3 protein-coding genes and 1 pseudogene are annotated in these 4,779 nt (G+C 64.8%); all 4 read right to left on the bottom strand.

The window, feature by feature from the left end; translation table 11 throughout:
- A pseudogene (locus tag ACMO6A_RS05955) lies at window positions 1-492 on the bottom strand (UPF0104 family protein); the annotation flags it as partial.
- Window positions 493-524: 32 nt separating this feature from the next.
- On the bottom strand, window positions 525-1,673 hold the full coding sequence (locus ACMO6A_RS05950; RefSeq protein WP_009306434.1) for an ATP-grasp domain-containing protein: 1,149 nt from the start codon (window positions 1,671-1,673) through the stop codon (window positions 525-527).
- Window positions 1,657-3,378, bottom strand: coding sequence for a lysylphosphatidylglycerol synthase transmembrane domain-containing protein (locus ACMO6A_RS05945; RefSeq protein ID WP_114516400.1), 1,722 nt, complete (start codon window positions 3,376-3,378; stop codon window positions 1,657-1,659). Before ACMO6A_RS05945 ends, ACMO6A_RS05950 begins: the two co-directional genes overlap by 17 nt.
- A gap of 98 nt (window positions 3,379-3,476) precedes the next feature.
- The gene (locus ACMO6A_RS05940) at window positions 3,477-4,307 is read right to left on the bottom strand and encodes a J domain-containing protein (RefSeq protein WP_114516399.1); all 831 of its coding nucleotides are present in this window, start codon (window positions 4,305-4,307) and stop codon (window positions 3,477-3,479) included.
- Between the last annotated feature and the right edge of the window lie 472 nt (window positions 4,308-4,779).

The following is a 4,779-nucleotide window of genomic DNA, read 5'->3' as shown; positions in this document are numbered from 1 at the left end:
GACCAGCGCTATAACCAGCAGCCCCAACAGAAACCACAAGGGCGACAAACCCACCGTGGCCGCCAAGATGCCGAACGCGATGAGCATGATGGTGGCGAAGCCCGAGTCCACGGTGATCTGCATGAGCAACGCAGCGCTCGTAGCCTTGCCGGGCGCGATGCCGCGACGGCGCGCATCGTCCACCACGAGCGTGGTGCCTGCCAAGTTGAGAGAGGGCGCGATAGTGTTCACGAAGAACGTACCGAACACGAGCGGCAGCGTCTCGCGCGGATTCATGTGCTCGTCGACGGCCTCGAAGGCGTACGAGTACGAGAAGCTTTGCGCGAAGTACTTGCCCAACTGGGTGCACACCGCCGCGATAAGCGGAATGACGGCACCTTTTTTGATGGTCTCGACGAGCTCGACCAGCTGGTCGCCGCGCAGCAGCACCACGGCCAGCACGATGACGATGACCAGTCCGATGAGCAGGTTTCGAATGTTGAGCTTCTTCACCGATCAGCCCGTGCGCCGTGCGCTCCTCCGCCTTAGCGGAGGAACTCCTTAAGATCGGAGCGCATGAGGAAATCCAGCTCGTCGGACGTGGACGGATCCGTCTCCAAGAACAGGAAGCCGTAGTTGCCCACGCGCTTCACGTCGAAGGGGCGCATCTCCAACACGTGGGAGAATCGACCGAGGAACGCGTCGTAGTCGAAGTCTTCGTCGCCCGAGGCATCGGCCGGCGCGTTCAGCAGCGACATGGAGTACACCTTGTCGGTCTTGCCGTCGAACGCCGCATCGAAGTCGGGCTCGTCGTCTTCGAGGAACGCCTGGTAGGTGCGGTAGCCGTAGCCGTACCAGCTGACGTCGGTGCCGCCGAGGCCCGCAAACCGCAGCGGATTGAACTCGATGGGGCTCACATGCCCGTCCGACACGCGCACCTCCACGTGCACGGGGAAGTTCCGCGCGCCGATGAGCGCGTTCACGCGGTCGAGCCAAGAGGCGAACATCGTGGAGGTGTCGCGCACGATGGAGGCGCTGGTCACGTACATGCGATCGGAGGTATCTTCAGGCGAGGTGAAGTCGTGGCGCAGCACATTGAGGATGTGCGCGCGACCCGTCTCGTCGAAGTACGCGTCCAGCGCGTACTCGGTGCCCTCAAGATAGCCTTCGAGAATGAACGACCCGGCGCCGATGACGCTTTCGGGGTACATGTCGTGCCACGACGAGGCGTTCTGCTGGATGTCGGCCAGAGCGCGCTCCCAGTCCTCGCGGTTCTGGATGGCGTAGACGCCCATGCTGCAGAAACCCACCGACGGCTTCAGCACGAAAGGCGCCGGAAGCTGGGAGAAATCGAGCTTGAACAACTCGTCCACCGAACAGGATTTGAAGAACAGGTCGGGGTCGAGGCCGGCCAGCGCAGCTCGCATGGCGGCCTTGTCCTTGAACAGGCCGATGGCGCGCGACAGGCTTTCGTTGTGGGCGCTCTCGACGATCCAGGCCAGGGCGTTCTCGGAGTTCGTGTACACGCGCTCCCCTGCGTCGATACGGCGAACCGCCTCGTCGGACGATACGAGGTTCAGAGCGCGTCCGTCGGCGATCGAACGCGCGAAAGCGTTGTCCAGCACGGGATGCTGGGACTCCTCAAGCCAGGCGATCAGAGGTTCGGACACGTAGGGCTCATCGAGCACGATCATGGTTTGACTCCTCCTTCATTGCTGCAGAATCGGCGACGCCTGCCGTTGCCGCCCCCGCGGGCGCTGGCTCGGCATCATCGCCAAAGGGCAGTATACCCTCATGTCCAGCCTCGCGGATGATCTCCGCGCCTTTTTCGGCACGTTGTTCCCAACCCGTTTTCCTTTTCGCAGGTGAGCGCGCGCCGCCCTCTTCTCGGCGCGAGGCTATAACGCTGCCGATGCCGGCGAGCGGCTGCTCACCCGCCGCCTTCGCCGCAGCCCGCCTGGCGCGCCAAGCGCGGAACCGCTCGACGTTCTCGCGGAACTCGCGCACGAGGCGCGGCGCGTCGTCTTGCGGAGCGATAGGACGGTCGAACGCGTCGCGCTTCCAGAACAGCCACATCACCAGCAGCAGAGCCGCCACGGCAACCTGCACGGTGTTCACGTAGAGGAACTCCGCGCCAGCCACCAGCACGAGCACGCCCAACGTGAGCGCCCACGCCGTGCGGAAGCGCAGGATGAGTCCCACGGCCAGCACCACGAGCACGATGCTCCCCACGATAAGGAACGGACCGATGAGCAGGCCGCCCATGTTGATCCAATCCGTGAGCGCGGTGAACGGCCTGAACGTCTGCGGGATCAACGCCATGCCGATGTTCACGAGTCCCACGATGAGCACGATGGTGCCCGAAACCCAAGCCGTGTCCTTCGCGCGCTTCTCCTCGGTAGGGCTCTTCTTGTCGGCGAAAAACCCCGACTGCGACAGCAGCAGCGCGCCGATGCAGAAGGGGATCCAGAACATGATACCGCGGTACACCAGCGCGATGGCCGTGGCTGTGGCCAGCGAGCATCCGTGCGCCGTGAGGATGGCGGCGATGGCCGCCTCCACCACGCCCACGCCCTGAGGCGTGGGGCTCAGGATGACCGAGATGGCCGCCACCGCGAACGCCGCCACGAGCGCGGCCACGTTCTCGAAGCCGAACGCGTAGCCGATGGCCACGAGGCACGCCATGTTGAGGATGGCCGAGAACGACGCGTAAGACACGGTGACCATGGTGCCCTGCGGGTTCTTCGCGAGGATGCCCGCCGACGAGATGAAGGAGCTGGCCATCTTGCGCCCCCAGGCCGGCTTGAGATGCCTCTTCAGCAGCCCCAGCGCCTTGTTGATAAGCGACTCGATGCCGATGAACAGGCGGAACAGCACGCGCGGTTTGCGGTAGCCCACCACGAACATGCTGGACAGCGCCGCCAGCACCGCCGCCAACGCCAGCCCCCCGACGAGGAACAGCGTGTTCATGCTGCCGGACAGCAGCATGGTGAGAAAGCCGATGACGGAGATCACGAGGATGGCGGCGAAGTAGCCGATCTGCGAGAGGATGGCGCCGCTGGTGGACGTGCCCGCGTCCGCGCCCGTGCGGTGCGCGTCGTCGATGATGAACGCCACGCCCGTCGCCCCCGAGAACAGGCAGAACGTGTTGATGAACACCAGCGAGAAGATGAGCACGACGTTGTGCCAGAAGCCCGTCTTATGGCCGACCGCCTCGAAGGCCGCGTCGTAGGACGCCGCCTGCACGAGGTGGCGCGCCAGCATGAGCACGCAAGCCACGACCAGCGGCACGAGCGCGCCGGTCTTGAGCGTCGCGAGGAAACTCGCCAGGTAATCGGCGTTCGCGATGAGAAAGCACACTGCGACGATGCCGATGACGAGCAGCAGCGCTTTCTTCAACCAGCGTCCCCTTTCGACGAACCATGACGGAATGATTCAGTATAGCATGAGGGTGCGCGCTGCAAGCGGGACGCGGCGGTCCCGCCACAGAGGCTCCGCTAGGACGTCGCCCGGCGCGCGACGCGCAGGGCGCGCAGGAGGTTGCGCACGTTCACCACGTCGAACAGCACCGCGAGCAGGAACGCCACGGCCAGCCCCGCGGTGACGGCCCCCTGCCGGGGCGCGATGATGAACACGAAGGGCGCGCCCAGCAGCATGAGCGGCACGATGAGACCGATGAGGCACGAGCCGAAGCGCTTCCACAGGCCGTATACGATGGAGATCATCACGTACAGGAACAGCCCGGTGGCCGCGGTGCCCGCGAGCGCCGCCACCGCCAACAGCGCCGCTTTGCCCGCAATGACGAGCCCTTCGCGCCCGAGGTCGTGCTTGACTTCGTCGAGAGCTTCCTGCGGGGTCTTGCGCGGCTCGGCCGTTGCGCGGAAGGGCGCGAACGGGTCGAAAGGGTCGAACGGCTGGCTGCCCACGCCGGAACCGCCGGAGCGCGGCGCGTCCCACGACGTCCATACGTAGGTGGTCTGCCCCTGGCCTTGGCCAGGGGCCTGACCGAACGGCCAGCCCGCGAAGGGATCGCCGCCCTGGCCCGCGCCGCCGTAAGGGTTCTGCGTGGGGTGGGCGTACGGGTTGTTCGCGTAGGGGCGAGGATCGCGGCGCGGATCGAACTCGGGCGTCCATGAACGGTTGAGCAGCACGTCACGCGCTTCGTTGATGCGCTTCGTGAACTCTTCCGCCTCCTCGCGCTCCTTCGACCCAAGCGCGAACTTGTCAGGATGGTGCTCGATCACCAGCTTGCGGTGGGCCTGTTTGACCGCATCGTCGGTCGCGCCGTCTGAGAGCCCCAGGATGTTGAGCGCTTCGGATTTCTTCATGTTCCCACTATACGCGCCGCCCCTCCCCCGCCATCATCCCGTCAGAGAACATCCACAAGCCCCGACAAGCCGCGGAAACATCGTCGTCCGGCGTGGAAGTTGGGCGCAAAACGGTAGCCATGGCAATCATCGGGTCGCGACGAACGTTGTAAGCGTCGTGAGCATCCACGAAACCCCAGATCGCACGAAATCCAAAGTACGAAATCCACTTGAAACCAAGGCTAACTTTGCCACAGCTGCCGTTTTGCGTCCACGTCGGACGAGAAGGCTGCAACTTGACGCGTCGAGCGAACCGAGGAAGTCGGATCCCGCTACGGGGCGCCCGCAAAAAACGGCAGCTTCGTTTCCGAAGCTGCCGCTTGCAACATGGTATGCCGCCGGATCTAGTGCCTGAAGTGGCGGTGGCCGGTGAAGACGAGCGCGATGCCGTGCTCGTCGGCGGCGGCGATCACCTCTTCGTCACGGATGGAGC

It is taken from the genome of Eggerthella sp., assembly GCF_048329335.1.
Classification (GTDB): Bacteria; Actinomycetota; Coriobacteriia; order Coriobacteriales; family Eggerthellaceae; genus Eggerthella; species Eggerthella lenta.
The sequence above is the reverse complement of the archived record's forward strand: the minus strand, read 5'-3'. Positions and strand labels throughout refer to the sequence as shown.

What these genes read in the sequence shown, in the direction of transcription:
- ACMO6A_RS05950 (WP_009306434.1), bottom strand. Translation starts at nt 1,673, where the DNA reads ATGATCGTGCTCGATGAGCCCTACGTGTCCGAACCTCTGATCGCCTGG.
- ACMO6A_RS05940 (WP_114516399.1), bottom strand. Translation starts at nt 4,307, where the DNA reads ATGAAGAAATCCGAAGCGCTCAACATCCTGGGGCTCTCAGACGGCGCG.